The 26,890-nt window shown below is 72.1% G+C and carries 23 protein-coding genes; 14 read left to right on the plus strand and 9 right to left on the minus strand.

Annotated features, from left to right (window positions below; genetic code table 11):
• Nucleotides 1-53: 53 nt before the first annotated feature.
• The 3 genes from aceB to ACFQPS_RS05865 form a co-directional block, all read right to left on the minus strand.
• Nucleotides 54-1,658, minus strand: coding sequence for a malate synthase A (gene aceB / locus ACFQPS_RS05855; protein WP_377357239.1), 1,605 nt, complete (start codon nucleotides 1,656-1,658; stop codon nucleotides 54-56).
• Between the two features lie 813 nt (nucleotides 1,659-2,471).
• A complete protein-coding gene (gene aceA / locus ACFQPS_RS05860; protein WP_377357241.1) occupies nucleotides 2,472-3,764 on the minus strand; it encodes an isocitrate lyase in 1,293 nt (430 codons plus the stop codon).
• Nucleotides 3,765-4,493: 729 nt separating this feature from the next.
• Nucleotides 4,494-4,796, minus strand: coding sequence for a hypothetical protein (locus ACFQPS_RS05865; protein ID WP_377357243.1), 303 nt, complete (start codon nucleotides 4,794-4,796; stop codon nucleotides 4,494-4,496).
• Between the two features lie 128 nt (nucleotides 4,797-4,924).
• On the opposite strand from ACFQPS_RS05865, the gene ACFQPS_RS05870 reads away from it, so the two are divergent.
• The 3 genes from ACFQPS_RS05870 (at nucleotide 4,925) to ACFQPS_RS05880 (ending at nucleotide 7,892) form a co-directional block, all read left to right on the plus strand.
• Entirely contained in the window at nucleotides 4,925-6,367 is a 1,443-nt protein-coding gene (locus tag ACFQPS_RS05870; protein ID WP_377357245.1) for a helix-turn-helix domain-containing protein, read from the plus strand.
• Between the two features lie 49 nt (nucleotides 6,368-6,416).
• Nucleotides 6,417-7,112: a Uma2 family endonuclease gene (locus ACFQPS_RS05875; RefSeq protein ID WP_377357247.1), complete on the plus strand. Its 696-nt coding sequence runs from the start codon at nucleotides 6,417-6,419 to the stop codon at nucleotides 7,110-7,112.
• A gap of 117 nt (nucleotides 7,113-7,229) precedes the next feature.
• A complete protein-coding gene (locus ACFQPS_RS05880; RefSeq protein ID WP_377357249.1) occupies nucleotides 7,230-7,892 on the plus strand; it encodes a dTMP kinase in 663 nt (220 codons plus the stop codon).
• A 7-nt stretch (nucleotides 7,893-7,899) separates the two neighbouring features.
• Here the strand turns inward: ACFQPS_RS05880 and ACFQPS_RS05885 are convergent, their stop codons facing one another.
• Genes ACFQPS_RS05885 through ACFQPS_RS05895 form a run of 3 tightly spaced genes read right to left on the minus strand, consistent with a single transcriptional unit; the run spans nucleotide 7,900 to nucleotide 10,860 of the window.
• Nucleotides 7,900-8,901 (minus strand): site-specific tyrosine recombinase XerD, encoded by a 1,002-nt coding sequence (locus ACFQPS_RS05885; protein WP_377357251.1) that lies wholly within the window; start codon nucleotides 8,899-8,901, stop codon nucleotides 7,900-7,902.
• Nucleotides 8,902-8,906: 5 nt separating this feature from the next.
• A complete protein-coding gene (locus ACFQPS_RS05890) occupies nucleotides 8,907-10,739 on the minus strand; it encodes a hypothetical protein (protein ID WP_377357253.1) in 1,833 nt (610 codons plus the stop codon).
• The gene (locus tag ACFQPS_RS05895) at nucleotides 10,720-10,860 is read right to left on the minus strand and encodes a hypothetical protein (RefSeq protein ID WP_377357255.1); all 141 of its coding nucleotides are present in this window, start codon (nucleotides 10,858-10,860) and stop codon (nucleotides 10,720-10,722) included. Before ACFQPS_RS05895 ends, ACFQPS_RS05890 begins: the two co-directional genes overlap by 20 nt.
• A 275-nt stretch (nucleotides 10,861-11,135) precedes the next feature.
• Between ACFQPS_RS05895 and ACFQPS_RS05900 the strand changes: the two genes are divergently transcribed.
• The 3 genes from ACFQPS_RS05900 (at nucleotide 11,136) to ACFQPS_RS05910 (ending at nucleotide 14,342) form a co-directional block, all read left to right on the plus strand.
• Entirely contained in the window at nucleotides 11,136-11,732 is a 597-nt protein-coding gene (locus ACFQPS_RS05900; protein ID WP_377357257.1) for a shikimate kinase, read from the plus strand.
• Nucleotides 11,729-12,877 carry a 3-dehydroquinate synthase gene (gene aroB, locus ACFQPS_RS05905; protein WP_377357258.1) on the plus strand — a complete coding sequence of 383 codons (1,149 nt, stop codon included), beginning with the start codon at nucleotides 11,729-11,731 and terminating at the stop codon, nucleotides 12,875-12,877. The genes ACFQPS_RS05900 and aroB overlap by 4 nt, the downstream gene beginning before the upstream one ends.
• A gap of 100 nt (nucleotides 12,878-12,977) precedes the next feature.
• The gene (locus ACFQPS_RS05910; RefSeq protein WP_377357259.1) at nucleotides 12,978-14,342 is read left to right on the plus strand and encodes an HlyC/CorC family transporter; all 1,365 of its coding nucleotides are present in this window, start codon (nucleotides 12,978-12,980) and stop codon (nucleotides 14,340-14,342) included.
• Between the two features lie 6 nt (nucleotides 14,343-14,348).
• On the opposite strand, the gene ACFQPS_RS05915 is transcribed toward ACFQPS_RS05910, so the two are convergent.
• Nucleotides 14,349-15,722, minus strand: a complete 1,374-nt coding sequence (locus tag ACFQPS_RS05915) for an NAD(P)/FAD-dependent oxidoreductase (RefSeq protein WP_377357260.1) — start codon at nucleotides 15,720-15,722, stop codon at nucleotides 14,349-14,351.
• A gap of 193 nt (nucleotides 15,723-15,915) precedes the next feature.
• Between ACFQPS_RS05915 and ACFQPS_RS05920 the strand changes: the two genes are divergently transcribed.
• The 4 genes from ACFQPS_RS05920 to ACFQPS_RS05935 all read left to right on the plus strand — a co-directional run bounded on the left by ACFQPS_RS05920 (nucleotide 15,916) and on the right by ACFQPS_RS05935 (nucleotide 18,713).
• Entirely contained in the window at nucleotides 15,916-16,593 is a 678-nt protein-coding gene (locus ACFQPS_RS05920; RefSeq protein WP_377357261.1) for a DUF2889 domain-containing protein, read from the plus strand.
• A 38-nt stretch (nucleotides 16,594-16,631) separates the two neighbouring features.
• Entirely contained in the window at nucleotides 16,632-16,985 is a 354-nt protein-coding gene (locus ACFQPS_RS05925) for a YbjQ family protein (protein ID WP_377357263.1), read from the plus strand.
• Nucleotides 16,966-17,619, plus strand: coding sequence for a YbjQ family protein (locus ACFQPS_RS05930; protein ID WP_377357265.1), 654 nt, complete (start codon nucleotides 16,966-16,968; stop codon nucleotides 17,617-17,619). Before ACFQPS_RS05925 ends, ACFQPS_RS05930 begins: the two co-directional genes overlap by 20 nt.
• 140 nt (nucleotides 17,620-17,759) lie before the next feature.
• Nucleotides 17,760-18,713, plus strand: a complete 954-nt coding sequence (locus ACFQPS_RS05935; protein WP_377357267.1) for an acetyl-CoA carboxylase carboxyltransferase subunit alpha — start codon at nucleotides 17,760-17,762, stop codon at nucleotides 18,711-18,713.
• A gap of 212 nt (nucleotides 18,714-18,925) precedes the next feature.
• Here the strand turns inward: ACFQPS_RS05935 and secA are convergent, their stop codons facing one another.
• Nucleotides 18,926-21,682, minus strand: coding sequence for a preprotein translocase subunit SecA (secA, locus tag ACFQPS_RS05940; RefSeq protein ID WP_377357269.1), 2,757 nt, complete (start codon nucleotides 21,680-21,682; stop codon nucleotides 18,926-18,928).
• 325 nt (nucleotides 21,683-22,007) lie between these two features.
• On the opposite strand from secA, the gene ACFQPS_RS05945 reads away from it, so the two are divergent.
• Nucleotides 22,008-22,955 (plus strand): peptidylprolyl isomerase, encoded by a 948-nt coding sequence (locus tag ACFQPS_RS05945; protein ID WP_377357271.1) that lies wholly within the window; start codon nucleotides 22,008-22,010, stop codon nucleotides 22,953-22,955.
• Nucleotides 22,956-23,078: 123 nt separating this feature from the next.
• Here ACFQPS_RS05945 and ACFQPS_RS05950 read toward each other — a convergent pair whose 3' ends face one another.
• Nucleotides 23,079-24,353 (minus strand): deoxyribonuclease II family protein, encoded by a 1,275-nt coding sequence (locus ACFQPS_RS05950; protein WP_377357272.1) that lies wholly within the window; start codon nucleotides 24,351-24,353, stop codon nucleotides 23,079-23,081.
• Between the two features lie 208 nt (nucleotides 24,354-24,561).
• On the opposite strand from ACFQPS_RS05950, the gene argJ reads away from it, so the two are divergent.
• Genes argJ through ACFQPS_RS05965 form a run of 3 tightly spaced genes read left to right on the plus strand, consistent with a single transcriptional unit; the run spans nucleotide 24,562 to nucleotide 26,855 of the window.
• The gene (argJ, locus tag ACFQPS_RS05955; protein WP_377357274.1) at nucleotides 24,562-25,806 is read left to right on the plus strand and encodes a bifunctional glutamate N-acetyltransferase/amino-acid acetyltransferase ArgJ; all 1,245 of its coding nucleotides are present in this window, start codon (nucleotides 24,562-24,564) and stop codon (nucleotides 25,804-25,806) included.
• A gap of 4 nt (nucleotides 25,807-25,810) precedes the next feature.
• Complete coding sequence (locus tag ACFQPS_RS05960) at nucleotides 25,811-26,410, plus strand: GNAT family N-acetyltransferase (RefSeq protein WP_377357276.1); 600 nt, start codon at nucleotides 25,811-25,813, stop codon at nucleotides 26,408-26,410.
• Nucleotides 26,400-26,855, plus strand: a complete 456-nt coding sequence (locus ACFQPS_RS05965; RefSeq protein ID WP_377357278.1) for a (deoxy)nucleoside triphosphate pyrophosphohydrolase — start codon at nucleotides 26,400-26,402, stop codon at nucleotides 26,853-26,855. Before ACFQPS_RS05960 ends, ACFQPS_RS05965 begins: the two co-directional genes overlap by 11 nt.
• Nucleotides 26,856-26,890: the final 35 nt, after the last annotated feature.

Here is a 26,890-nt window from a genome sequence, read left to right on the forward strand (position 1 = left end):
TTCTCACGCGCCTTCGGCGACGATCTTCTCACGCGCCTTCGGCGACGGTCTTCTCACGCGCCTTCGGCGACGATGCGCTCATAGGCCGGCAGGGTCAGGAACTCGACGAAGCGGTCGGTGAAGACCAGATCGGCCAGCATCCGCCCGGCGTCCTCGTACTTGCCGGCGGCATAGCGGTCGGCGCCGACGCGCTCCTTCCAGGCGGCCAGCTCCTCGGCGATGACCGTCTCCACCATGGCGCGGTCCACCGTGCGGCCGTCGTCCAGGGTGGAGCCGTTGTGCAGCCACTGCCAGATCTGGGTGCGGCTGATCTCCGCCGTGGCCGCGTCCTCCATCAGGTTGAACAGCGGCACGCAGCCCAGCCCGCGCAGCCACGCCTCCAGATAGCCGATGGAGACGGAGACGTTCATGCGCAGCCCGGCCTCCGTCTTGTGCCCGTCGGGCACGCGCAGCAGGTCGGCGGCGGTGACCGTCACGTCGTCGCGCTGGCGCGCGATCTGGTTCGGCCCCGGCATCAGCCGGTCGAACACCTCCAGCGCCACCGGGACCAGCCCCGGATGCGCGACCCAGGTGCCGTCATGGCCGTTGGACGCCTCGCGCTCCTTGTCCGCCTTCACCTTGGCGAAGGCGGCCCTGTTGGCCTCCTCGTCGCCCTTGATCGGGATGAAGGCGGCCATGCCGCCGATGGCGGGGGCGTTGCGGCGGTGGCAGGTCTTGATGGCCAGCAGGCTGTAGCTGTTCATCATGTGGGTGGCCATCGTCACCTCCGCCCGGTCCGGCAGCACGGCGCCGGGGTCGGTGCGGAACTTCTTGATGAAGCTGAAGATGTAGTCCCAGCGCCCGCAGTTCAGGCCGGCCGAGTGGTCGCGCAGCTCGTACAGGATCTCGTCCATCTCGAAGGCGGCCAGGATCGTCTCGATCAGCACGGTGGCCTTGATCGAGCCGTGCGGCACGCCCAGCGCCTGCTCGGCGTAGGTGAAGGCGTCGTTCCAGAGCCGCGCCTCCAGATGGCCCTCCATCTTCGGCAGGTAGAAGTAGGGGCCGCTGCCGCGGGCCAGCAGCTCCTTGGCGTTGTGGAAGAAGAACAGGCCGAAGTCGAACAGGCCGCCGGACATCGGCCTGCCGTCCACCAGCAGGTGCCGCTCCTCCAGGTGCCAGCCGCGCGGCCGGACCTTCAGCACGGCCGGCTTCTCGTTCAGCCGGTAGTGCTTGCCGCTGGCCGGATCGGTGAACTCGATGGTGCGGCGGACGGCGTCGCGCAGGTTGATCTGGCCCTCGATCTGGTTGGCCCAGGTCGGGGTGTTGCTGTCCTCGAAATCCGCCATGAACAGGCGCGCGCCGCTGTTCAGGGCGTTGATGATCATCTTGCGGTCGACCGGGCCGGTGATCTCCACCCGGCGGTCCTGGAGGTCCTGCGGCAGCGGGGCGATGGTCCAGTCGCCGGCGCGCACGGCGGCCGTCTCCGCCAGGAAGTCCGGCTTCTCGCCCCGGTCCAGCCGCGCCTGCCGCGCCTCGCGGGCGGCCAGCAGCTCAAGCCGGCGGGCCCCGAAACGGCGCTCAAGCTCGACCACGAAGGCGATCGCCTCGGGGGTCAGGATCTGCTCGAAGCCGGGCTGCACGGCGCCCTTCAAGGTGACGCCGGCGGGCAGGGTGGTCATCGCTCACATCCTCCTGGTGGTCTCTGTCCGGTTGGTTCGGTCCGCGGTCCGGTGGTGCCGCGGCTGGTCTGGATCGGGCCGGGTGACGGCCGGCGCTGCCGCCGATATGGCGGCTGCGGCCCTGGCTGTCGAGCCCGGATCGGGATGCGCCGGCCGCCGGGGCGGCAGGCGGGAACGGGGACGGTCGTGCTGCGGGTGGAAACGGCCTGCGGGGGGTAATGGAAGGCGCGACGGGTCGGGGAACGGCGAACGCTCCGCCCGACCGGAACCGGCGGACGGCCCGGTGGCGGAGGGCATGGAACTCCCGGCAGCCGCCGGACGGGCGGCCCCGGGAGAGCGATCTGCGCCGGGGGCTAGAGACCGCCGGCAGGGGCGGGGTCCGGCTCCTTCCAGTGCGTCAGCACCGCAGCGAAGCCCCCGACGGAGCAGAATGCCATCCACGGCGTGGGTTCGGGTCGTGCCCGGTGCCCGTCCATCGGGGCCGTCGGGCGGGTGGTCTCAGTCCTGCCATTGGAACCATGGTCAACGTAGCGATCCATCGCGCCACCTTTCTTGGGTTCCCGGCCCCCGCGGCTGCGGACGCCGGCCGGTCGGAGGGAACAAGTGACCCGCACGGGGCTTGCCGGTCCACGGCGATCCAGTGCGCCGGTTTCCGGTCGGGCGCCGCCGGCGTTCCTTCAGCAGAACGGGGCGGTCCCGGTGCAATCCCCGTGGCGGGGTCCTTGGTACGGGGCGGGGGCGGTCCAGCGCACCCCCGCCGGCTCCGGAACCGCCGCCCGCTTCAGCGCGGCCGGCGGTCCCGGAGGGAAGCGATCAGTGGAACTGGTCGGTCTCGGTCGAGTCCTTCATGGCGGTGGTGGAGGACAGGCCGCCGGAGATCGCCAGGCTGACCTGGTCGAAGTAGCCGGTGCCGACCTCGCGCTGGTGCTTCACCGCGGTGAAGCCCTTGTCCACGGCCGCGAACTCGCGCTGCTGCATCTCGGAGTAGGCGGCCATGCCGCGCTCCTTGTAGCCCTTCGCCAGCTCGAAGGTGGCGAGGTTCAGCGAGTGGAAGCCGGCCAGCGTGACGAACTGGTACTTGTAGCCCATGGCGCCCAGCTCGGCCTGGTACCTGGCGATGGTCGCCTCGTCCAGGTTGGCCTTCCAGTTGAAGGAGGGCGAGCAGTTGTAGGCCAGCATCTTGCCGGGGAACTTCTTGTGGACGGCCTCCGCGAAGCGGCGGGCGTCGTCCAGGTTCGGCTTGGACGTCTCCCACCACATCAGGTCGGAATAGGGCGCGTACTCCAGCGCGCGGGCGATGCAGTAATCGACGCCGACGCCCTTCTTGATCCGGAAGAAGCCTTCCGGCGTGCGGTCGTTGCGGTCGATGAAGGGATGGTCGCGCTCATCCACGTCGGAGGTGATGAGCTGCGCCGACTCGGCGTCGGTGCGGGCGATCACCAGCGTGCTGGTGCCGCAGACGTCGGCGCCCAGGCGGGCGGCGTTCAGCGTGCGGATGAACTGCTGGATCGGGATCAGCACCTTGCCGCCCAGATGGCCGCACTTCTTCTCCGACGCGAGCTGGTCCTCGAAATGGACGCCGGCGGCGCCCGCCTCGATCATCGCCTTCATCAGCTCGAAGGCGTTCAGCGGGCCGCCGAAGCCGGCCTCGGCGTCGGCGATGATGGGCGCGAACCAGTAGGTGTCGCCCTTGCCCTCGGCCGTCTGGATCTGGTCGGCGCGTTGCAGCGCGTTGTTGATGCGCTTGACCACCGCCGGGACCGAGTTGGCCGGATAGAGGCTCTGGTCGGGATACATCTGGCCGGCCAGATTGGCGTCGGCGGCGACCTGCCAGCCGGACAGGTAGATGGCTTCCAGCCCGGCCTTCACATGCTGCACCGCCTGATTGCCGGTGAAGGCGCCCAGCGTGTGGACATAGGGGCGGGTGTGCAGCAGCTCCCACAGGCGGCGCGCACCCATCTCGGCCAGGGTGTACTCGATCTTGACGGAGCCCGACAGGCGACGGACGTCCTCCATCGTGTAGTCGCGCTTGATGCCGTCCCAGCGCTTCGCGTGGATCGCCTCAAGGTCGGCCTTGGCGGGGGCGCCGTGGTCGAGCGGTGACATCATCTCACTCCTTGTCCGTCGTCCGGTTGCTGTCGTCGCGTTCATGCCGTCGCGGGGGCTTTGTCCGCTACGTCTGTCGTCGGCGGCCGCTCCGCCGGTTCCCCTCCAGGCCCGGAAGGAAGCGGCGGTCCATTGGTGCGGCGCACACCCGGTAATAAGGCTGGCGGCGGGGAAGCGTTCAATTCTTTCCGGTCCCGGCCGGGGCGTAAAATTGTGTTTCCGTCATTTTTGTGGACGCCCAATCTGTAAAGCTGTAAATGTTGTAAACGCGATCATCCTGGGATCGGGGGGCTGATGGCGAAGACAGCGCTGGAGAAGCTGGGCTTCAGGTTCGGCATGACAGGGCGGGTCGTCACCCGACCCCGCCGACCTGACCATCGCCTTCGTGCGCGCCATCGCGGACGTCGGCCTGGCACTGGAGGCGCGGTGCTGCCGGGCTGCCGGCGAGGCGGGCTGCCGTGGTTCGCCCACCCGAAGAAGACCGGCACCATCCGCACCGACATCAGCCGCGACAAGGGCTGGACGCCGCTTAGGGCGGCCGACCTGCTGGCCGGCGCGCAGATGTCGGTCGATGACGCCTGGGCCGCCTGCGCCTGCGCTACCGGGACGAGATCAGGGAGATCACGCGGAAGTTCTGACGGTTGGCCGCCTTGAACGCCGGCCGACGGACGTCAACACGGATGGCATGCACGGATGAACAGGGATGGGAACGGCGCCGACCGACGCACCTCAGGCAATCCAATGGGAAATATGGTAGATACCGACCGCCAGGGGGATGGACAGGCCAGCCGTGATTGCTGCGCTCTTCACCGCCTGCTTGCGGGAAACGACCGGATCGGCGTCGCCAGTGCGCTGTTGCTGGAACTCCGCGAAGTAGATCTGCGCCGCGAGCAGAACGGGTATCGCAGCGCACGGGACGATGGCGGGTACATCGAAAAGCATCAGTGCGAATGCGACGGCGATCGGAATGCCGGACAGCCATACCTTCGGGCTGGGAAGCCTTTCCCTGAGGTCGCTCACCGAGGAACTCATCCGACCCTCCCATCCTGCATCGTTCCGGGACACGTAAAGATAGCGCGCCGGCAGGGCGCCATCAATCCGGACTTCCGCTCCGGCAGCGGGGACACGCAGCCTTTCGCATTGAACTTCAGGCACTCCCGATGACCGAGAAGAAAGCGATGCTGGGCCACAAGGTCCGCCGGCTGCGCCGCGACCTGAAGCTGACCCAGGCCCAGATGGCGGACGAGCTGGGAATCAGCCCCAGCTATCTGAACCTGATCGAATCGAACCAGCGGCCCCTGACCGTGCCGCTGCTGCTGAAGATCGGCCAGATCTACGACGTGGACCTCTCCACCTTCGCCGAGACGGACGAGACCCGCCTCGTCGCCGGGCTGAAGGAGGTGTTCGCCGATCCGCTGTTCGAAACCAGCGACATCAAGAACCAGGACATGAAGGAGCTTGCGGCCGTCGCCCCCACCCTGGGGCAGGCGGTGGTGCAGCTCTACCGCGCCTACCGCGAGGCGCGGCAGGACCTCTCTGTCCTGGCCGAGAGCATGGCCGACGGCGACAAGCTCCAGACCCAGAGCGTGCAGGCCTTCCCGCAGGAGGAGGTGGGGGAGTTCTTCCAGGCCAACGCCAACCATTTCCCCGATCTGGAGATCATGGCCGAAAGCCTCTGGATCGACGGCGACCTGGATGCGGGCGACCTCTACGGCAGTCTGGCGACGCATCTCCAGAAGCGGCACGGCGTGCGGGTGAAGCTGATGCCGGTGGAGGTGATGGGCGGCACGGTCCGGCGCTACGACCGGCACTCCAAGCGGGTGCTGGTCTCGGAGATGCTGCCGCCGACCGGGCGCACCTTCCAGCTTGCCGCCCAGCTCGCCCTGCTGCGCCACCGCGACGTGCTGGACGGCATCGTGGAGCAGGGCGCCTTCGCCAGCGACGAGGCGAAGCGGCTGGCCCTGATCGGGCTGGCCAGCTATTTCGCCGCGGCGGTGATGATGCCCTACGGCCGCTTCCTGGAGGCGGCGAAGGCGCTGCGCTACGACCTGGAAATCCTGATGCACCGCTTCGTCGCCAGCTTCGAGCAGGTGGCGCACCGGCTGACGACGCTGCAACGGCCGGGGGCGAAGGGCGTGCCCTTCTTCTTCCTGCGCATCGACAATGCCGGCAACATCTCCAAGCGGTTCAGCGCCCTGCCCGCCTTCCACTTCGCCCGTTTCGGCAGCGCCTGCCCGCGCTGGAACGTGCACGACGCCTTCCGCATGCCCGGCGCGATCCAGACCCAGCTCGCGCAGCTTGCCGACGGAACCGTCTACTTCTCCGTCTCGCGCCGCGTGGTGAAGGCCGGCGGTGGCTGGAAGAACCCGGCCCGGCAGTTCGCCATCGCGCTGGGCACCGACATCGCCCATGCCGGCCAGCTCGTCTATGCCGACGGGGTGGACCTGCACAACAAGGCGGCGGCGACGCCGATCGGCGTCAACTGCCGCCTCTGCCCCCGGCTGGACTGTACCCAGCGCGCCTTCCCGCCGCTGAACCACCGGCTGGAGGTGGACGAGAACATCCGCGGCCTCAGCAGCTACGTGGCGGTGGGCGAGGTCTGACGGTCCTGGGCGCGCCGGCTGCGGCGTGGTAGGATCGCGGACCGCGGAGATGCCTGCACCCCAGGACGCCTGTCTGGAGACGCCCATGGCCGCGCCCGCCCGCAGCCCCCGGCACGACCCGCCCCGCATGACGGTGGCGGAATTCCTGGCCGCGCCGCTCGCCCCCGGACGGCGCTGGGAGCTGATCGACGGCGCGCCGGTCTCCCAGGCTTCGCCGCACAAGCGCCATGGTGCCCTGCAAGGGGCCCTGGTCCGCCATCTGGGCAATGCCCTGGAGGGCCGGCACGGCCGGGCCGGTCCCTGCCGGCCGGTGACCGAGGCGGGCATCCGCACGCGCCTGGACCCGGAGCACAATTACCGGGTCGCGGACATCGCCGTGACCTGCGAGCCGTTCGGCCCCGACGATCCGCCCTGGGTCGAGGCGCCGGTGCTGATCGTGGAGATCCTCTCCCCCGGCCAGGAGCGGGAGCAGCGGGCCAAGCTGCACCTGTTCGCCGCCCTGCCGACCGTGCGGGAGATCCTGTTCCTGGACAGCCGGGCCGTGCGGGCGGAACTGCACCGCCGCGCCCCCGATGGCGGCTGGCCGCCCGCGCCCGCCCTGCTGGCGGGGGAGGAGGCGGTGCTGCGGCTGGAGACGGCGGGGCTGGAGCTGCCGCTCGCCCGCCTCTACGAGGGGCTGGGCCTGGAAGCGGACCTTGAACGGGATGCCGCCGGTGAGGCCGCCGATCGGGCCGACGCGGACTGACGGCGCGCCGCCTTCCGGCTTGCCATCCTCCGCCGGAGCCGCCATTCCTGGGTGCCCTTCCCGGGATCTGCCGCAGCGGACGACCTTCCATGCCGATTTCCCCATGCTGACCGACCCATGCTGATCGCCATTGAAGGCATCGACGGTGCCGGCAAGCGGACGCTGACCGAAGCCATCGCCGGCCTGCTGGCCGGGCGCGGCCTGACCTGCGCCGCCACCTCCTTCCCGCAGTACGGCCGCACCCGTGCGGCGCGCGGGGTCCAGGAGCTGCTGAACCTGGGGCCGGAGGAGCTGGCCCGGATCGAACCGCGCGAGGCCGCCGCCTGGTACGCGCTGGACCGGTTCGAGAGCCGCGGCCTGCTGGCCGGGCTGCGCGCGGGCCACGACGTCGTGCTGATCGACCGCTGGATCGCCTCCAACATCGCCTACCAGCGCGCCCGCGCCCCCGTGGCGGAGGGGCCGGGGCTGGAGGCCTGGATCCTGGAGCTGGAGACGGGGCTCTACGGCCTGCCGGTGCCGGACGCCACGGTGCTGGTGGCGACGCCGGAGACGGCGGCGGCCGACCTGATCCGCCGCAAGGGCGGCCGCGACTACACGGACAAGGCGTTCGACGCGCTGGAGGCGAACCGCGCGCTCCAGGCGCGGGTGCTGGCCACCTACCACGACCTCGCCGCGCGCGGCGTGCTCGGCCGCTGGATCGTGCTGCACCCCGTCCGCGACGGCACCCTGCGCCCCCCCGCCGACCTCGCCGCCGAGGTCGTCGCGGCCCTGCTGCCGTAGCGGCCGGTCAGCCGCCCCGCCGCTTCGCCAGCGGGTGGTGCGTCTCCACCGTGCGGCGCAGGCGGTCGCCGGCGACATGGGTGTAGATCTGGGTCGTGCCGATGTCGGCATGGCCCAGCATCTTCTGCACGCTGCGCAGGTCGGCGCCGTGGTCCAGCAGGTGGGTGGCGAAGCAGTGGCGCAGGACGTGCGGGCTGACCTTGGCCGGGTCCAGCCCGACCTCCAGCGCCAGTTCCTTCATCAACTGCCCGAATCTCTGCCGGGTCAGCACGCCGGCGGCGCTGCGCGAGGGGAACAGCAGCCCCTGCTGCCGCGCCTCGCGCCCCGGCACCATGAAGTAGGGCCGGTCGGGCAGGCAGGCGGCCAGCGCCTCCTTGGCCGGCTGCGACAGCGGCACCATCCGTTCCTTGCCGCCCTTGCCGCGGACCACCAGCGCGCGGCCGTCGCGGGTCAGCGCCGCCAGCGGCAGGCCCACCAGCTCGGAGACGCGCAGGCCGGTGGCGTAGAGCAGCTCCAGCAGGGCCGTCAGCCGCCGCCCCTCCGGCCCGCCGCGCCGGGCCGCCCCCTCCAGCAGCAGGGCGACGTCCGCCTCCGTCAGGATCTTCGGCAGGGGCCGGCCCGGCTTCGGCCCGTCCAGCACGGCGGCCGGGTCCTCCGCCCGCAGCCCCTCCGACACCAGGAAACGGTAGTACTGGCGCAGCGCCGACAGCCGCCGCGCCACCGTCCGCCCGGCCGAGGGCGCCTTGCCCGTGTCCCGGTGCAGATGCTCCAGATAGGCGCGCAGATCGTCGGTGGAGGCCCGGTCCAGCGCCGTGCCGCCGCGCTGCGCCGCCAGGAAGGCGGCCACGTCGCGCAGGTCGCGGGCATAGGCGTCGCGCGTGTTGGCGGCGGCGCCGCGCTCCGCCACCAGCATGGCCAGGAAGGCATCCACCCCGGGCGGCAGCGGCCGCGGCGGCGCCTTCGGCCGGCCGGGACGGGGGCCGGGCCGGGAGCCGGGGGCGCCCGCCATGGCGGTCACGGCCCCAGCAGCGCCGCGGCGGCCTCGGTGGCGACGCGGCGCCCGGCCTCGCCCAGCCCCGCCCCGGACAGGTGCAGGGCGGCATGGGTGGCGACCAGGGGCGGCACGCCCGCCGGCCCGTCGGTGCCCAGCAGGTGCAGCGCCAGCAGCGCCGCTTCCCCCGGCCGGCGCTCCGCGGCTGCGGCCTCCAGCCGGTACCACAGCGTCGGGTCGGGCAGCACGCCGCGCTCCGCCGCGTCGCCGGGGGCGGTCAGGGTGCGCAGCCGCTGGGCCGGATCGACCGCCACGCCCGATGCCACCAGCAGGGTCAGCACGGCCCCGGCCTGCCGCCGGGCGGTGGCATCCTCCTCCACCCGGAACAGGTCCAGCCAGCCGGCAAGGTCCATCTCCCCCGGTGCGGACAGGCCGTTGACGGCGGCCAGCGGCCAGAGCAGCGCCCAGGCGGCCCGGGCCGCCGGCCTGCCGGAGGCTGCGTCGGCGCGCACCAGATCGACCCAGGGCCGGGCGAGATCGGGACGGCCCTGCACCAGCGCAAGCCGTGCCGCCGCCGGGGCGGCGGCCTGGGCGGCGGCCGTGGGCGGCAGCAGCGCGACCTGCTGCATCAGCAGCTCGCCATAGCCGCCGGACAGCAGGGTCACGTCGCCGGCCGCGGCGGCCCGGGCCAGCAGGCCCGGCCGGTCGGCGGGGGCCGGTTCCCCTTCCAGGGCGCGGATCAGCAGCGCCCGCGCCTCCGCGCCCTTGCGCTTGCCGGCGGCGGACACCGGGTCCTTCAGCTCCTCCGGCGTCACCTTCACGGCCCGGTAGACCTGGGCGAGGTCGCGGCCGGACAGCGCGCCCAGCGCCGCCGCCCGCTCCGCCGCCGCCAGCCGCACGGGCACGGGCGTGTCCGTCGCCTGGGCCACGGCGGCCAGAGCGGCGGGGCTGTCCACCGTCACCTCGCCGGCGAAGCCGCGCCCCGCGGCGCGGATCAGGGCGAGCTGCGGCAGCGTCGGCTGGGCGATGCCCTTCACGGGCGCCTTGGTTCCGGCCGCCGCGCCCTCGGCAAGGCGGAAGAACAGGTCGTCCTTCTCCCCCTGCTCGCGCAGCAGGTCGATCCCCAGGGTCACGCCGCCCGCCTGTCCGGCGCGGACCTGACAGGCGATCTGCACCTTCTGCCATTCCGGATGGCGGAAGCGGGCCAGCAGGTCCGGCGCCTTGGCACAGGCGGCGTCAGCGGCCGCGGCATCGCCGGCCAGGAGCTGCGTCAGCATCCAGGCGCGGGCGGCATCCTCGTCCTCCAGGGCGGCGGGGGCGGCATCGGCCAGGGCGGCGGCGGCGGCCGCATCGCCCGTGCGGGCCAGCGCCTCCAGCCGCAGCGCGGTCAGGCCGCGCGGCCCGCCCTCGCCCCGGGGCGGCACGGCACGGCTCAGCAGCAGGCGGCGGGCCAGGTCGCGCGCGGCGCCCGAGGCCAGGCGGTCGGGCAGGCCGGCCAGCAGCCGCTCCACCGTGGCCCGTGGCGTCGCCGCCCAGAGATCGGCGGGCAGCCCGCCCGAGGCGGGGTCCAGCGCCCCGCCGCCATCGGCCGACAGGGTGCCCAGCGTCTCCACCTCGATGCCCGCGGGGGCGCGGCCGACGGAGACCTCCGGTCCCGGCTCCGGCAGATCGGGCCGGAAGAAGCCGTCCCCCTGGGGCGGCCCCAGCCGCATCGGCCCGCCGGGCGGCGGGGTTGCCGGCCGGGACGCCGGCACCTGTGCCATGGCCGTAGCGGGCAGCGCCACGGCACCGGCAAGCAGCAGGGCGGCCAGCCGGCGCGCGCGGGGGGCGGGGGGCTCAGCCGCCGAAGCGTTCATTGGGGATCACCCGCTCGACCGGCGCCGCGGGCGGCGGCATGTCCCAGGTCGCAAGGAAGACGACGCCGCCGATGACGAGGATCAGCACCAGCAGCAGGAGGATCTGGATCAGCTTGCTCATGACTCGGTACGTTGGTCGCGGACACCGTTCCCGGTGCGGGGGACCCCGGCCACGGGGATGGACAGAACGCGGCCGGGTGCTTAAGGATCGCAGCCGGGGTGCCATCCTGGACCGGGACCGTGGCGGTTCCGCGGCGGCCCCGACCGGAGCCCGAAGCCCGGATCTGGCAGCCCGACCGGAGAGACGCCGCATGCCTCGCCCCGCGCCCACTCTACCGTCCGCCTTCCGGCGTGGCAACGCCACCTCCGGCGGCGCCCGGCGGGAGGGCTGAGGGCATGGCGCAGCATCCGCCCTTCGTCCCGCCCCGGACCCTCGTGCTCGTCGGCCTGATGGGGGCCGGCAAGACCAGCATCGGCAAGCGGCTGGCAGCAAAGCTGCACCTGCCCTTCGTCGATGCCGACCACGAGATCGAATCGGCCGCCGGTTGCACCATCCAGGAGATCTTCGACCGCTTCGGCGAAGCCCAGTTCCGCGACGGCGAACGGCGCGTGATCGCGCGCCTGCTGGAGGGGCCGGTGCGGGTGTTGTCCACCGGCGGCGGCGCCTTCATGCATCCGGAGACGCGCGCCCTGATCCGCGGGCGCGGCCTCTCGGTCTGGCTGCGCGCACCTCTGGACCTGCTGGTGGCGCGCACCGGCCGGCGCGACAACCGGCCGCTGCTGAAGCAGGGCAACCCGCGCGACATCCTGGCCGCCCTGATGGCGCAGCGCTATCCCGTCTATGCCGAGGCGGACATCACCGTGGACAGCGACGAACGCCCGCCGGAGGAAACGGCCGAGCGGGTGCTGACGGCGCTGCGCCACCATCTCGCGGCGGCGGCCGTGCCGGCGGACGGCGCGGCCGGGCCGGACGGTCTGGAACGGGACGCATGACCATGTCGGACAACGGGGCGGCGGAAACCACCGTGCGGGTGGATCTCGGGGCGCGCAGCTACGACATCCTGATCGGCCCCGGCCTGATCGCCCGCGCCGGGCGCCACATCGCGGACCGGCTGCCCGGCCGGCCGCTCCTGGTGCTGACCGACGCGACCGTGGCCGGGCACCATCTCCGCCCCCTGCTGGACGGGCTCGCCGCTGCCGGGGCCGCGGTGGCGGAACCGCTGGTCGTGCCGGCGGGCGAGGCCAGCAAGGAGATGGGCCGGCTGGCCGAGGTGATGGACGGGCTGCTCGACCGCGGCGTGGAGCGCCGCTCCGTCCTGGTGGCGCTGGGCGGCGGCGTCGTCGGCGACCTGGGTGGTTTCGCCGCCGCCATCGCGCTGCGCGGCATCGACTTCGTGCAGGTGCCGACCACGCTGCTGGCGCAGGTGGACAGCTCGGTCGGCGGCAAGACGGGGGTGAACTCCCGCCACGGCAAGAACCTGATCGGCGCCTTCCACCAGCCCCGGCTGGTGCTGGCCGACACGGCCGCGCTCGACACCCTGCCGCGGCGGGAGCTGCTGGCCGGCTATGCCGAGGTGGTGAAGTACGGGATGATCGACCGGTCGGACTTCTTCGACTGGCTGGAGGCGCACGGGTCCGCCGTCGTCGCCGGCGACGCGGTGGCGCGCGCCCACGCCATCCGCGTGAGCTGCGAGGCCAAGGCCGCCATCGTGGCGGCGGACGAGACGGAAAGCGGCCTGCGCGAACTGCTGAATCTGGGCCACAGCTTCGGCCATGCGCTGGAGGCGGAGGCCGGCTACGGCAGCACGCTGCTGCACGGGGAGGCGGTCGCCATCGGCATGGTGATGGCCTTCGACCTGTCGGTGCGGATGGGGCTCTGCCCGGCGGCGGATGCCCGGCGCCTGCGCGACCATCTGGCCGCCGCCGGGCTGCCGGTGACCGCGGCACCGCTCCGGGCGGCCCTGCCCGGCGGGGACTGGAGCCCGGCTCGCCTGCTCGCCCACATGGCGAAGGACAAGAAGGTCCGCGACGGCCGCCTGACCTTCATCCTGGCCCGCGGCATCGGCCGCGCCTTCCGCTGCCGCGACGTGGCGGAAGCCGACGTCGTCGCCGTGCTGGCGGAGAGTCTGGCCGGGTAGGCCCTGCCCGTCCGTCCGGCGTTCCCTTTCCCGCGCGTCTCCGCGATAGTGGCGCCGCCATTCCGCCGCCATTCCGCCGCCACCGCCGTGAAGGGGCTCCATGGACCTGACGCTCTGGCTCACCGTCGCCGGTATCTTCGTGCTGCTGGTGCTCTCCGCCTTCTTCTCCGGGTCGGAGACGGCGCTCACCGCCGCCTCGCGCGCCCGGGTCCACCAGCTCGCGCAGGAGGGCGACCGCCGTGCCCGCATGGTGCAGGACCTGCGCGAGCACAAGGACCGGCTGATCGGCGCCATTCTGCTGGGCAACAATCTGGTCAACATCCTGGCCTCCTCGCTCGCCACCTCGGTGCTGATCGTGCTGGTGGGGGAGGCGGGGGTGGCCGTGGCCACCCTGGCCATGACCCTGCTGATCCTGATCTTCTCCGAGGTGCTGCCGAAGACCTATGCGCTGCACTATGCCGACCGCGCCGCCCTGGCCGTAGCGCCGACGCTGCGCATCGTCGTCCGGCTGCTGGCCCCGGTGACGCTGGCGGTCACGACGATCGTGCGGCTGGTGCTGCGCGCCTTCGGCACGGACGTGCAGAACGTCACGGTCGGCGACCATGCGGACGAGCTGCGCGGCTACATCGAGCTGCACCGCGGCCCGGAGGAAGAGGTGCGGCACGAGCGCGCCATGCTGCGCTCCATCCTCGAACTCGCCGATGTCGAGGTGCTGGAGATCATGACCCACCGGCGCAACCTGGTCATGGTGGACGCCAGCCAGCCGGCCGAGCGCATCGCGGAGGAGGTGCTGGAATGCCCCTTCACCCGCGTGCCCCTGTGGGAGGAGAACCCGGACAACATCGTCGGCGTCCTGCACGTCAAGGCGCTGCTGCGGGAGCTGCGCAACCGCGGCGGCTCGGCCGGCGGGATCGACGTGAAGGCCATCGCCGCCACGCCCTGGTTCATCCCCGACACCACCACCCTGTTCGACCAGCTCCAGGCGTTCCGTCAGCGGCGGGAGCACTTCGCCCTGGTGGTGGACGAGTACGGCAGCCTGATGGGCATCGTCACCCTGGAGGACATCCTGGAGGAGATCGTCGGCGACATCACCGACGAGCTGGACGTGGCCGTGGCCGGCGTGCGGCCACAGCCCAACGGCACCTACATCGTGGATGGCTGGGTGACGATCCGCGACCTGAACCGGGAATTCGAATGGGGCCTGCCGGACGAGCAGGCCTCCACCATCGCCGGCCTCGTGCTCTACGAGGCGCGGCGCATCCCCGAGGTCGGGCAGGCCTTCAGCTTCCACGGCTTCAAGTTCGAGATCCTGCGCCGGCACCGGCACCAGATCACGGCGCTGCGCATCACCCCGCCGGAGCATCTGCGCCCGCACCTGCCGCCGGTGGCGCCGCCGCGGACCGTGCCCCCGCCGGCCCCGCCGGCCGAGCGGCCTGACGGGACAGGCGTGGCCGGCCGGACCTGACGGAAGCTACCCGGCGTTCCGCCGGTCGGCCTGGACGGGATCGGCGGGGCGGTCCGGCGGCGGGTCGCTCCGGCCGGCGGCCGCGGCCACCGGATCGGCGGCCGTCCCGCCGGTGATCAGGCGCGCCCCGCGCTGGTAGGTCAGCCAGCGCCAGAACCACTGCATGCTGACCAGCAGCCGCTTCTGGAAGTTCAGCAGCAGATAGACATGGACGATGGCCCACAGCACCCAGGCCAGCCGGCCGCGCAGGTGCCGGCCGCCGAAGTCGAACACGGCGGCGCTGCGGCCGATGATGGCCGTGTTGCCGCGGCTGCGGAAGCGGAAGGGCGGCAGCGGCCGCCCGTGCAGCAGGGCGCCTGCCAGGGCGCGCCCGAGATGGCGGCCCTGCTGCTTCGCCACCTGCGCCAGCCCCGGCAGCGGCTTGCCGTCGTCGCCCAGGGTCAGGGCCGTGTCGCCCAGGGCGTAGACATGCTCCAGCCCCGGCACGGACAGGTCGGGGGCGACCCTGATGCGGCCGGCGCGGTCCCCCTCCACCCCCAGCCAGCCGGCCGCCGGCGATGCCGTGACCCCGGCCCCCCAGACGATGGTGCCGGCCGGAATGAAGCGGCCGGCGACGGTGACGCCCGCCGCCGTCACCGCCTCCACCGCCTGCCCGGTCAGCACGGTGACGCCCTTCTTCTCCAGCTCGGTCCGGGCATAGTCCGACAGGTCCTCGGGGAAACCGCCCAGCAGCCGCGGCCCGGCCTCCACCAGCACGATGCAGGCAGCGCGCGGGTCGATGCGGCGGAAGTCGCGGGCCAGGGCGAAGCGGGCCAGTTCGGCGACGGCGCCCGCCATCTCCACCCCCGTGGGGCCGCCGCCGACGATGACGCTGGTCATCAATGTCTTCTGCTGCGCCGGGTCGGGCGACATCTCCGCCTGCTCGAAGCAGGTCAGCAGGCGGGCGCGGATGCGCCGGGCGTTCTCGATGCTCTTCAGCCCCGGCGCCAGCGCAGCCCAGTCGTCGTGCCCGAAATAGCTGTAGGCGGAGCCGGTCGCCAGCACCAGCCGGCCGTAGGGAACATGGCTGCCGTCGGCCAGCAGCACCCGCCGCCGCTCCCGGTCCACGCCCGTCACCTCGCCCAGCACGACGTCGATGTTGCGGTGGCGGCCCAGCACGCGGCGGATCGGCTCGGCGATGTCCGCCGGTGACAGGGCTGCCGTCGCCACCTGGTACAGCAGCGGCACGAACAGGTGGTAGTTGTTGCGGTCGATCACGGTGACGCGCACCGGCGTGCCGCCCAGCGCGGCGGCGCAGGCCAGCCCGGCGAAGCCGGCGCCGACGATCACGACATGGGGCGCATCGTCCACGGGGGCCGGGGTGCGGTCGAGGGTCTGCACGGGGCGGGCTCCTGGCTGCGGCCGGGCCTTTCGCGGGGGCGGGCGGCGCGGGGCGACGCCCCGACAACCGGCCGCCGCGGCAACCGTCACGGCATCCGCTGAGCGGTCGCGCACGGCCGAGTCGCGGCGACCCGGCTTGCCCGGTCCGGGCGGGCCGCCGATATTATCCGCTCCCGCAATCCGGTGAGACCCGATGCCGCTGTCCCCGCCCGCCGAGCGCGAACCGATCCACACCCGCACCGTCACCTGCCGCGGCTACCGCCGGACGGACGGCCTCTGGGACATCGAAGGCCATCTGGTCGATACCAAGAGCTATGCCTTCGACAATGCCTGGCGCGGCCGGCTGGAGCCGGGCATGCCGGTGCATGAGATGTGGGTGCGGCTGACCGTGGATGACGGGATGCAGGTGCGCGCGGTGGAGGTGACGACCGACGCCAGCCCGTTCGAGGTCTGTCCCGCCATCGCCCCCGATTTCCAGCGGCTGGTCGGGCTGCGCATCGCCAGCGGCTGGACCCAGGCGGTGAAGGAGCGGCTGGGCGGGGTCAAGGGCTGCACCCATCTGGTCGAGCTGCTGGGTCCCGTCGCCACCACCGCCTTCCAGACCATCTACCCCTATCTCTCCCGGCTGGCGCCGGAGCGGCCGCCGGGAGCCGAGACGGCACCGCGCCGGCGCCCGCCCCTGCTGGACACCTGCCACGCCTTCGCCAGCGACGGCCCGGTGGTGAAGCAGCGCTGGCCGGAGTTCTACACCGGCCCCGGTTCCGGCGCCGATCCCGCTCCCGCTCCCGCAGAGCCCCCGGCCGATGCCCCGGCCGGTAAGGACCGGGACGCATCGCCGCCGCCCGTTGCTGCCGCCGGCAGCCGCCGGTAAGCTCGATCCCCACACGACAGGGTCAGCGGGCCAGGACCATGCATCTCACCACCCTCGACCACCTCACCGGCTTCCGCATCGTGCGCCAGCTCGGCCTCGTGCAGGGCTCCACGGTCCGCTCCAAGCATCTCGGCCGCGACCTGATGGCCGGACTGAAGACCCTCGTGGGGGGCGAGCTGGTCGGCTACACCGAACTGCTGAACGAGGCCCGGGCCGAGGCGGTGGAGCGGCTTGAGATCGCGGCGCGGCAGGCCGGGGCGAACGCCGTGGTGGGGATGCGCTTCGGCTCCACCTCCATCGCGGACGGGGCGGCCGAGATCCTGGTCTACGGCACCGCCGTGGTGGTGGAGCCGGCCGCGCAGGGCGCGGCCCATGCCGATCCCGTCGCTTGATTTCCTGACCGCCGCCCTCATCGCGCTGGCGCTCGCCCTGCCGCTGCTGGCGGTCGGGGCCATGATCGAGCTGCGCCAGTACCGCCGCCTCGCCACCCGCAGCGACGCCTGGACGGTCGGCCTCTTCGCGGACGGGGCGGCAGGCGGCGACCGGCCGGAGGAGCTGGGACTCGTCTCGGCCTGCGTCACCCTGTCGCCCTCCCCCCTGGGCCAGCTCCAGGTGCTGGTCCGCCGCCTGATCGGCGGCCGGGTCGAGGTGCGCCACCGGCTGGCCGACCGGACCCGGCGCGAGGTGCTGCTGCGCCTGCGTGAGGCGGCGCACGCCCGGGGCGCCACGGCCGTGCTGGGCGTGCGGCTGACGGATGTGCGGCTGGGCACCGGCATGGTGGCGCAGATCGCCTACGGCACGGCCGTCCGGGGCATGGTCGCGGATGGCGGGGCAGGCGGCGACGGGCCAGCAGGCCCGGCGGAGGCGCTGGGCTCGCCGCCGCCGCGGCCCTGGCTGCTGGCCGGGCTGGTCGCGGCGGGCACGTTCGCCGCCATCCTGGGCGCCCTTGTCGCGCCGGGGCTGGAGCGGCTGGCCGAGGACGTCCCGGCGCTGGGGCGGCTGCTGCGGCTGCTGCCGTTCCTCTGATCCCCCGCCGCCTCCCGCCTCCGCCGGAAGCAGGCAACGCGACGCAGGTCGGGCGATGCGGCTGCGGCACACTCCGTTCTGGCACCGGGGGATGGGCTGTGGTAAGCACCGCGCCTTGGTCCCCCTACCACTCCCGACCGATGCACTTTCTGGAATTCGAGAAGCCGATCGCGGACCTCGAGGGTAAGATCGAGGAACTTCGCACCCTGACCGACGGCGGCGACATCAACATCGCCGACGAGGTCAAGAAGTTGCAGGAGAAGGTCGACAAGCTCCTGCGCTCGACCTATGCGAAGCTCACTCCCGCCCAGAAGGTGCAGGTCGCCCGGCACCCTGAACGGCCGCACTGCCTGGACTACATCCAGCGCCTGTTCACCGACTTCACGCCGCTGGCAGGCGACCGGCTGTTCGCCGAGGACCGCGCCATCGTCGGCGGGCTGGGCCGCTTCCGCGGCCGCAGCGTCGTCGTCATCGGGCAGGAGCGCGGCCACGACACCGAAAGCCGCGTGCGGCACAATTTCGGCATGGCGAAGCCGGAGGGCTACCGCAAGGCGCAGCGCCTGTTGCAGCTCGCGGACCGCTTCCGGCTGCCCGTCGTCACGCTGGTGGACACGGCCGGCGCCTTCCCCGGCGTCAGTGCGGAGGAGCGCGGCCAGGCCGAGGCCATCGCCAAGTCCATCGAGACCTGCCTGCGGCTGAAGGTGCCGCTGGTCTCCGCCGTGATCGGCGAGGGCGGGTCGGGCGGCGCCATCGCCATCGCCACGGCGGACCGGGTGCTGATGCTGGAGCACGCGATCTACAGCGTCATCAGCCCGGAAGGCTGCGCCTCCATCCTCTGGCGCTCCGCCGCCAACGCCTCCGACGCGGCGCAGGCGCTGCGGCTGACGGCGCAGGACCTGAAGGAACTGGGCGTCATCGACCGCGTGGTGATGGAGCCGGTGGGCGGCGCCCACCGCCGCCGGGAAGAGATGATCGCCACCCTCGGCAACGCCATCGAGGACGCGCTGGACGATCTGCGCGCCCATGACGGCGCCACCCTGCGCCTGAACCGCCGCCAGAAGTTCCTGGAGATGGGCCAGAAGGGCCTGGGCTGAGCCCGGCTGGTTGAAGGGGCCGGGAGCCCCTGCTTCGCCGGAGCCACCCTCTTGACGCACGAAGGGCCGGAGCATCGCTGCTCCGGCCCTTCTTCTTTCGGTCCTTCGTCTTTTCCGGCCCCGGTCCGTCAGGCCCGGCGCGCTTTCAGCGCGCCTGACCGTGCTCCCCCGGCGCGCCGTCAGCGCGCCTGACCGTGCCCCCCGGCGCGCCGTCAGCGCGCCTGGCCATGACAGTGCTTGTACTTCTTGCCGCTGCCGCAGGGGCAGGGGGCGTTGCGCGGGGTGTTGCGCCAGGACTCCGGCGTGTCGCGCTCCAGCGTCTCGGCCACCGGCAGGGCGCCGGCGCCATAGGCCTGGGGCCGCAGGCGCTGGTCGTCGGCCCGGCGCACCATGCCCGGCGGCAGGGCCTCGGCCCCGGCCGGGGCCAGCGCCGGGTCCTCACGGGTCGGCTCGCCCATGGGCTCCGGCGGCGCCGGCAGGTCGGCGTCGGCCTGCCGGACCTGGACATGCATCAGCACGGTGGTGACCTGCTCGCGCAGGCTCGCCAGCATCGACTCGAACAGCCCGAAGGCCTCGCGCTTGTACTCGTTCAGCGGGTCGCGCTGGGCATAGGCGCGCAGATTGATGCCCTGGCGCAGGTGGTCCAGGTTCAGCAGGTGGTCCTTCCACTGCTGATCCAGGATCTGCAACAGCAGGCTCTTCTCGATGGAGCGCATCAGGGTGGCGCCGTAGGCCGCCTCCTTCTCCGCCATCGTCTCGTCGGCGAAGCGGGTCAGGCGCTCGACGATCTCGGCGTCGGCGATGCCCTCTTCCTTGGCCCACTCCTTGACGGGCAGGTCAGCGCCCAGGACGCGCATCACCTCCTCGTGCAGCTGGTCGGTGTCCCACTGCTCGGCATAGGCGTTGGGCGGGATGGCCTTGGACACCATCTCCTGGATCACCTCGTGCCGCATGGACACGACGGTGTCCTGGACATCCTCGGCATCCATGACGTCGCGGCGCTGCTCGTAGACGACCTTGCGCTGGTCGTTCATCACGTTGTCGTACTTGAGCAGGTTCTTGCGGATGTCGAAGTTGTGCGCCTCCACCTTGGTCTGCGCCTTCTCCAGCGCCTTGTTGATCCAGGGGTGGATGATCGCCTCGCCCTCCTGCAAGCCCAGCTTCTGGAGCATGCCGTCCAGGCGCTGGCTGCCGAAGATGCGCATCAGGTCGTCTTCCAGCGACAGGAAGAACTTCGAGGCGCCGGGGTCGCCCTGACGGCCGGAGCGGCCGCGGAGCTGGTTGTCGATGCGGCGGCTCTCGTGCCGCTCGGTGCCGACGACATAGAGACCGCCGGCCTTCAGCACCACCTCCTTCGCCGCCGCGATCTCGTCGCGGATGCGGGCGATGGCCGCCTCGCGCTCCGGACCCTCGGGCAGGTCGGACAGCTCGTGCTCGATGCGCATTTCAAGATTGCCGCCGAGCTGGATGTCCGTGCCGCGGCCGGCCATGTTGGTGGCGATGGTCACCGCGCCCGGCCGGCCGGCCTGGGCGACGATATACGCCTCCTGCTCATGGTAGCGGGCATTCAGGACGTTGTGCGGGACCTTCTTCTTCTTCAGCAGCTCGGACAGCAGCTCCGACTTCTCGATGGAGACGGTGCCGACCAGCACCGGCTGCTGCCGGGCGCGGCACTCCTCGATCAGGGTGATGATGGCCGCGTACTTCTCGTCCGCCGTGCGGTAGACCTCGTCGTCCTGGTCCTTGCGCTTGACCGGCAGGTTGGTCGGCATGTCCACGACGGACAGGCCGTAGATCTCCATGAACTCCGCCGCCTCGGTCATGGCGGTGCCGGTCATGCCGGCCAGCTTGGGGTAGAGGCGGAAATAGTTCTGGAAGGTGATGGAGGCCAGCGTCTGGTTCTCGCGCTGGATGGTCACGCCTTCCTTCGCCTCCAGGGCCTGGTGCAGCCCCTCGGAATAGCGGCGGCCCTCCATCATGCGGCCGGTGAACTCGTCGATGATGACGACCTTGTCGTCCTTGACGATGTAGTCCACGTCGCGGGTGAACAGCTTGTGCGCCCGCAGCGCCTGATTGACGTGGTGGACCAGGGTGACGTTGTGGATGTCGTACAGGTCGCCGGTCTTCAGCAGCCCGATCTCGATCAGGCGCTGCGCCACCTTCTCGGTGCCGCCCTCGGTCAGGCTGACGGCGCGCGCCTTCTCGTCCTTCTCGAAGTCGCCGTCCTGCACCGTCTCCCGCACCACCTTGTCCAGGGCGATGTAGAGTTCGGAGCTGTCGGTGGAGGGGCCGCTGATGATCAGCGGGGTGCGCGCCTCGTCGATCAGGATCGAGTCGACCTCGTCCACGATGGCGAAGTTGAAGGGCCGCTGGACCATGTCGGCCAGCCGGTACTTCATGTTGTCGCGCAGATAGTCGAAGCCGAACTCGTTGTTCGTGCCGTAGGTGATGTCCGCGGCATAGGCGGCGCGCCGTTCGGCATCGTCCAGCCCGTGGACGATGCAGCCGACGGACAGGCCCAGGAAGCGGTAGATCTGGCCCATCCAGCCGCTGTCACGCTTGGCCAGATAGTCGTTCACGGTGACGACGTGGACGCCCTTGCCCTCCAGCGCGTTCAGGTAGACCGCCAGCGTGGCGACCAGGGTCTTGCCCTCACCGGTGCGCATCTCGGCGATCTTGCCCGAATGCAGCACCATGCCGCCCATGAGCTGCACGTCGAAGTGCCGCTGGCCCAGGGTGCGCTTGGCCGCCTCGCGCACCGTGGCGAAGGCGTCGGGCAGGATGTCGTCGAGCGTTTCGCCCTTCGCCAGCCGGTCGCGCAGCCAGTCGGTGCGCATTTGCAGTTCCGCGTCGGACAGGCCGGTCAGCTTGGGCTCGATCGCGTTGATGGCCTCGACCTGCTTACGCAGGCCCTTCACCACGCGGTCGTTCGCGTTGCCGAACAGCGTGCGGGCAATGGCACCGAACATGAAGACCTCGGGACTCTGGAAGACGCTGCGCGCGGGACCGGCCGCGCGTGGCTGTCACATGGGGCCGCGCGCCGTCCCGGTCAACGCGCGCCCGGTCAACGCGCACGACAGCGCCCCGGATGCCGGGCGGCACAGGGGGGACGGTACGGGCGCGGACCATACCATGATCGCGCCATTTTCCAATTGCCTTGATGCCGCTGCCCGGTGGCGCCGCTTGCCCGGGGCGGGCCGGCATGCTTTAACCGCTGGCGCGCATCCCGGGCGCGACCCGGGCGTCCGTCAACCCGGTTGGTCAGCAAGAACTCGCGCGAAGGAACGCCAAGGCATGATTTCGAAGAAGGTGCGCGCCGCGATCGCCGCCGCGGCACTGGGCACCGTGGCGACGGTGGCGATGGGCCCGAGCCCCCTCCTGGCCCAGGAGGCGAAGCCGGCCGCCCAGGCCCCCGCCGGACAGGCTGACGACAACCCGGTCGTCGCCCGCGTCAACGGCAAGGAGATCCGCCGGACCGAGGTGCTGGCCGCGTTGCAGCAGCTCCCGCCGCAGGTGCAGCAGCTCCCGCTCCCCATGGTCTACCCGGCCGTGCTGGAGCAGGTGGTCAACGCCCACCTCGTGACCCAGGCCGGCTACAAGGACAAGCTTCAGGACACCACCGAGGTGAAGCAGCGCCTCAAGGCCGCGGAGGAGCGCTTCGTCCAGGAAGCCTTCCTGAAGAAGGCCATCGACGCGAAGATGTCCGACGCCCTGGTCAAGAAGAAGTTCGACGAGTGGCTGAAGGAAAATCCGCCGCAGGATGAGGTGCGCGCCCGCCACATCCTGGTCCAGACCAAGGAAGAGGCCGAGGCCCTGATCAAGCAGATCAAGGGCGGCGCCGACTTCAACAAGCTGGCCGCGGAGCAGAAGATCGACACCGCCGCCGCGCAGCAGCAGGGCGATCTGGGCTACTTCACCAAGGACCAGATGGTGGAGCCCTTCGCCAAGGCCGCCTTCGCCATGAAGTCGGGCGACGTCAGCCAGACCCCGGTCGAGACGCAGTTCGGCTGGCACGTCATCAAGGTCGAGGACAAGCGCAAGCAGACCCCGCCGACCTATGAGGAAGCGGCGCCGGAGCTGCGGCAGGTGGTGGCGCAGGACATCGCCGGCGACGTGGTGGAGGGCCTGCGCAAGCAGGCGAAGGTGGAGATGTTCGGCATCGACGGCGGCCCGATGCCGCCGCCGCCGGCCCCGCCCGCCGGCAACGGTGCGGCCAAGCCGGCCGGCAAGGACGGCAAGTAGGCCGGGCTGACAGTCTTTCGGGCCGACAGTCCTTCAGGCTGACCGGCCTTCGGGCGACAGAGACGACAGGGCGGACACGGGCGACCGTGCCCGCCCTGTCCGTTTCAGGAAGGGCCGGCCGGGTCAGGGACCGCCGGGGGCGCCGGCCCCTTGCAGCAGGGCCGAGAAGCCGGCGTGCAGGGCCGTGTCCTCCAGCACGAAGAACAGGCCGCCGCGGCCGTTCTGGCTGCTGCCGCAGTTCCCGGACAGGGCGCCCTGCTGGTTCATGTCGCCGAAGACGGTGACGGGCCGCGCCGGGTCGGTGGAAACGCCGATCTTGGCGTGGTTGAAGTCCGCGCCCTCGCCGCCCTTCAGGCCCAGCACGGTCTGTCCCCAGGTGCCGGTGGTGGCGATCTCCACCGCGCCGGGCGTGCCCAGCCCGTCCGCCCAGCAGGCGGGGGCGCCGGCCGGGGCACTGGGGATCTCCGGTTCCGCCCACCAGGACGCCACCCGCAGCGGCACCCCGCCCAGGGTGGCGGAGACGAGCTGCCAGGGCGGCACATGCAGGGCCGACGGCTTGGAGATCAGCCGCACCCCGCCGGACAGCCTGTCGTCGGTGACGGCGGTGCCGGCGACCGTGCGGCCCAGGGACTGCACCAGGGCCTGGATGTCGGCCGGGCCGCCGTTGCGCACGATCTGGGGATTGCCGGGATCGGTCACGACGCTGGCATTCGCCAGCGCCTTCAGCACCACGGCCACGTCGCCCGGCCCCAGCGCCAGGGCGAAGAAGTGCTGGCTGACCTCCACATCGTCGTCCTTGATGCAGCCCAGGCTGTTGCCGTCGCCCTGGCGCGGGGTCGCGCTGCTGCCGGCGGCGGGCCAGGAAGGGGTGCTGACCTGGAGCACGACCCCCTGTCCCTGGTCGTTCCAGGCCAGCATCCCCTTGGCATGACCCCAGGGCGCCCCGCAGGAACCGTCGCAGCCGCGGATCGCCGGGGCATCGTAGAACTGGTCGTTCCAGATCACGTAATAGGCCCCGCCACCGTCATAGACCTGCCCGAAGGTGGCGCCCAGCGGATCGGCCGTGTCGTCGCCCAGGCAGTCGGCCCCCATGCCCAGCGGCGGGCCGCCGGCGGCGGTGAAAAGGTACTGCTGGCTGAACAGCCGGTAATCCTGCACCGTCCCGCCGAACGGACAGCGGCGCTGTGCGGCGCCCGCGCAGTGCGGGAAGCTGGCGGCGTTGAACTTGAACGCCACCCACCAGGGCACCGGCCGGTCGGCAGCCAGCAGCGGCGCCGGTGCCGGCGGCAGGGCATCGGACGCCGGGGGAGACGGTGGGGGAGACGGCGGGGGCGGGGTGTTGTCCTGCGCACGGGTCGCACCCGGCATGCAGACGACGAGGGACAGCAGGACCGGCACGACACACAACCCGCGACCGCCCGCCGGTATCCGCATCCGCCCCACGGTCCCCATGCGATCCTCCCTTTGTTCAATCATAGATAGGCTTTGATCATACTCCATCGGATGCTCTCGGGAAATGGTGCCGGAAGCGGCCGGGCACCCGGCCCTTGACCTCTTCCCGCCCCATCGGCTTGATGGCCGCGCTTCCCGAGATCGGAGCCGTTCCATGTCGTCCAAGGTTTCGCCGCTGGCGCCCGCTTCCTTTCCGCAGCTTCCCCCCGTGGCGGGGGTCCGTCTGGCCGCCGGGCGATGTGGCATCCGCTACAAGACCCCGCGGGACGAGACCATGGTCGCCCTGTTCGAGCCGGGCACGACCGTGGCCGGCGTGCTGACCCGCTCGCTGACGGCGTCGGCGCCGGTCCATCGCTGCCGGCGCTCGCTGGCCGGCGGCAGCATCCGGGCGCTGGTGGTCAATGCCGGCAACTCCAACGCCTTCACCGGCAAGGCCGGGGAGGCGTTCGTGGATGCCACCGTCGCGGCGGCGGCGCAGCTTGCGGGCTGCGACCCGTCGGAGGTGTTCACCGCCTCCACCGGCGTGATCGGCCAGCCCATGCCGGCCGACCTGATCGCCCGCCACCTGCCGGCGATCTGGCCGTCCCTGGGGCCGGCCCAGGGGGCCGCCTGGGAGACGGCGGCCCGCGCCATCATGACGACGGACACCTTCCCCAAGGGCGCCTTCGCGGTGGCGGAGATCGACGGGGTGCCGGTGACCGTGGCCGGCTTCGCCAAGGGCAGCGGCATGATCGCGCCCGACATGGCGACCATGCTGGGCTTCCTCTTCACCGACGCGGCCATCGCCCCGGCGGCGTTGCAGCGCCTGCTGACGCGGGCGACGGAGCGGAGCTTCAATTCCATCACGGTGGACGGCGACACCTCCACCTCCGACACGGTGATCCTGGCCGCCACCGGCAAGGCCGGCCATGCCCCGGTGGCCGAGGCCAGCGACCCGCGCCTGGACGGCTTCCGCGCCGCGCTGGAGGCGGTCTGCCTCGATCTCGCGCAGCAGATCGTGCGCGATGGCGAGGGCGCGACCAAGTTCGTCACCCTGCGCGTCACCGGGGCGGAGAGCCATGCGGCGGCGAAGCGGGTGGCCCTGACGGTGGCCAACTCGCCGCTGGTGAAGACCGCCGTGGCCGGCGAGGACGCCAACTGGGGCCGCATCGTCGCCGCCGTCGGCCGCGCCGGCGAACGGGCCGAGCGCGACCGGCTGGTCATCGCCATCGGCGGCGTTCCGATCTGCCGCGACGGCATGGAGGTGCCCGGCTACGACGAGGCTCCGGTCGCCGCCCACATGAAGGGCACGGAGATCGAGATCGACATCGACCTGGGCGTCGGCCAGGGCGAGGCCCAGGTCTGGACCTGCGACCTGACGCACGGCTACATCGACATCAACGGCAGCTACCGGAGCTGACGGCGTGGCCGCGCCCGGCCCTTCGGACAGGGACCCGCCCCGCGGGCATGCCGGCGTGCTGGAGACGGCGCGGCTGTCGCTGCGGCCGCTCGTCGAGGCGGACCTGCCGGCGCTGATCGACGGCGTCGGCCGCTGGGAGGTGGCGCGCTGGCTGATCCGGGTGCCGCACCCCTACGGGGAGGCCGAGGCCCGCGCCTGGCTGCGCGTCTGCACCACCGCGGCCGCGGGCGGGACGCTGCTGCACCGGGTGGCGCTGCCGCGCGGGGGCGACCGCATCGTCGGCGCCGCCAGTCTGATCCGCAGCCGGGCCGACGCGCCGGAGGCCGAACTGGGCTACTGGCTGGCGCCGGAGGTCTGGGGCCGCGGCTACGGCACGGAGATGGCCTCGGCCCTTGTCGCTGCCGGCTTCCGCGACCTCGGCCTGAGCGTGGTGCGGGCGGCGGCGGAACCGGGCAACACCGCCTCCAACCGGGTGCTGGCCAAGGCGGGGCTGACCCTGGAGCGGGTCGATCCGGCGCACGACCGCGGGCTGCGCGGCCCGCCGGGGCCGGCCAATCTGTGGCGGATCACGCGGACGGAATGGGAGAGCGGGCATGGCGGCTGAGGGCGATACCCCCTGCTGGCAGGAGGAGGTGCGGTCGCTGCCGCCGGTGCGGACGGTGCTGGTCGTCGCCGCCGCCCTGGTGGATGTGGACGGCCGCGTGCTGCTGGCCCAGCGCCCGCCCGGCAAGTCGCTCGCCGGGCTCTGGGAGTTTCCCGGCGGCAAGGTGCACGAGGGCGAGACGCCGGAGCAGGCCCTGGTCCGCGAGCTGCGGGAGGAGCTGGGCATCGACACGGCGTCGAGCTGCCTCGCCCCGCTGACCTTCGCCAGCCACCGCTACGACAGCTTCCACCTGCTGATGCCGCTCTATGCCTGCCGCGTCTGGAAGGGCGAGCCGACGCCGCAGGAGGGGCAGGCGCTGGCCTGGGTGCGGCCGGCGCGGATGCGCGACTATCCGATGCCGCCGGCCGACCTGCCGCTGGTGGCGATGCTGCGCGACCTGCTGTAGCGCGGCTCCGGCGGTAGCGCCGCCCTTGCCGTAGT

The sequence above is a fragment of the Rhodocista pekingensis genome, assembly GCF_042665545.1.
Lineage (GTDB): Bacteria > Pseudomonadota > Alphaproteobacteria > Azospirillales > Azospirillaceae > Rhodocista > Rhodocista pekingensis.